Raw genomic sequence first — 1,692 nt, 5'->3', positions numbered from 1 at the left:
ATCATCGTAGATCCGTTGCATCACGCGGGCTTGTGTCAGCAGCAGCTCCCCGGCTGCGGTCAGCGTCACGCCGCCAGCGTGTCTGATCAGCAGGGTCGTGCCCAGGCTCTCTTCGAGTTTCTTCATGTTGTGGGTCAGCGTCGGTTGGCTCAGCCCCATATGTCTGGCTGCCAGACTCACACTCTTGTGGGTCGCGACCTCGATGAATTGTCTTAGATGTTTGTCCACGGAAAATGGTGTCCGTTCAGGGGCAGGCGGAGCGCAACGCTAGTGCAAGCATGCCAGACTGTCAATCGCCACAGTGTCGCCAGAAATGGTTTTTATGCGTGTCTCTTCACGTTGTTTTCTATTCGTTTTGTCCGGCAATAGCGCCATTTTAGTGCGTGTGATCACGCAATATCATGCCGTTATAGAGCACATCTATCTCGCCAGTCAGGTCATCTATGTTTTCTTCCCTGCATGCCGGTGTAAGCTGTGAAAACAATTTTTATTGTTGTCATGCAAATAACAAAAAATAAAGTAACGAAGGGAATATATGAGAATCCATCCATTGGCTTTATCCGTGGCATTATTATGCGGCGGCGTCATCTTGTCCGGTTGTAACGATAACGGCTCATCTTTCGATAATGATAATACTGTCAAACCAGAAGTGAAGGCCCCTTGGGATTTCGATCTCTATCTGGTCGGGGAATTCAGCGGCTGGGATCGCGCAGACAAATTCAAGCTGGTTTTCAAGGACGGGGTCTACCGCTTGGATAACTTGAAGATGAATTCAGGCATGTCGCCCTTCAAGGTAGGGGGGCCGGAGTGGACAAAATATCCTGATTTTTCTGCCGACAGCCGCAAAGAGACCAGTATTTTCCCCGATCAGCGCTACCCCATGTATTACCAGAATAATGGCCAGAACAACCGTCTGGTTGTGACCGAAAAAGGGTTGCTCGATATTCAGGTCAAGGTGACCAACGCCGATTTGGCGGCGCCCGTCATCGAATTTTCCATGGTGCGTGATGACCCCAATTACGGCGAGAGTCTCTATCTGAAGGGCGTAGATGGCAACCTAGAACCTCTCTTGCAGATGGTTTATCAGGGTGACAAGCGCTATGTGGTGGTCGCCAAGCTGGCCCCAGGGGAGCACAAGATAAAGATGGCATCCGCGCAGGATGGGATCGGCTTTGGTTCCAGCGGCGCCATTTCATTAAATGAAAGCGTCAGGATGCAGCGCTGTGACAGCAGCTGCCAGCTGGCGTCCCTGTCGGTGTCGCAGGCGGGGTATTACAAGTTTGTCCTCGATGCGAGTCAGGATGAGCAGGCCCCCTGGTTGCGGGTCAGCGTGGCTACGGACGAGGATCTTGGCATGATCAACCCCCATGAAGGGCACGAGCTTATCGAGAAGCTGGAGTACCAGACCCACAAAGCCGGCGTCAAGGAAATCGCCACCTTCTCGGTCAAGCAGGCCGGTGCCGACTATCGCGGCTATGCCCAGTCGACGACCCAGGAGCTGCGGGATCCGGGGGATAGCTTCACCACGTATCAGGAGCAGGCCGATCTGCCCCGGTTGCGCTCGGGAAACATGGTGTTTGATGCCCTGTTTGCGCTGGCGACACACGAGATGCGGCAAAACAGCGTGGCCCAGGTCAAGGATGGCAGTTACGGCGGCGGTCAGGCGATCCCCTGTGACTGCTTCGAAACCGG

At 54.0% G+C, this 1,692-nt stretch carries 2 protein-coding genes; one reads left to right on the top strand and one right to left on the bottom strand.

Annotated features, from left to right (window positions below; all coding sequences use genetic code 11):
- A partial coding sequence (locus tag BN1128_RS00065) for a LysR family transcriptional regulator (protein WP_156140040.1) occupies positions 1–228 on the bottom strand: 228 nt, incomplete at its 3' end.
- A 523-nt stretch (positions 229–751) separates the two neighbouring features.
- On the opposite strand from BN1128_RS00065, the gene BN1128_RS00060 reads away from it, so the two are divergent.
- On the top strand, positions 752–1,692 hold a 941-nt coding region (locus BN1128_RS00060), incomplete at its 3' end, for an early set domain-containing protein (protein WP_476774929.1).

It is taken from the genome of Aeromonas piscicola (assembly GCF_000820005.1).
GTDB classification, from domain to species: domain Bacteria; phylum Pseudomonadota; class Gammaproteobacteria; order Enterobacterales; family Aeromonadaceae; genus Aeromonas; species Aeromonas piscicola.
The sequence above is the reverse complement of the archived record's forward strand: the minus strand, read 5'-3'. Positions and strand labels throughout refer to the sequence as shown.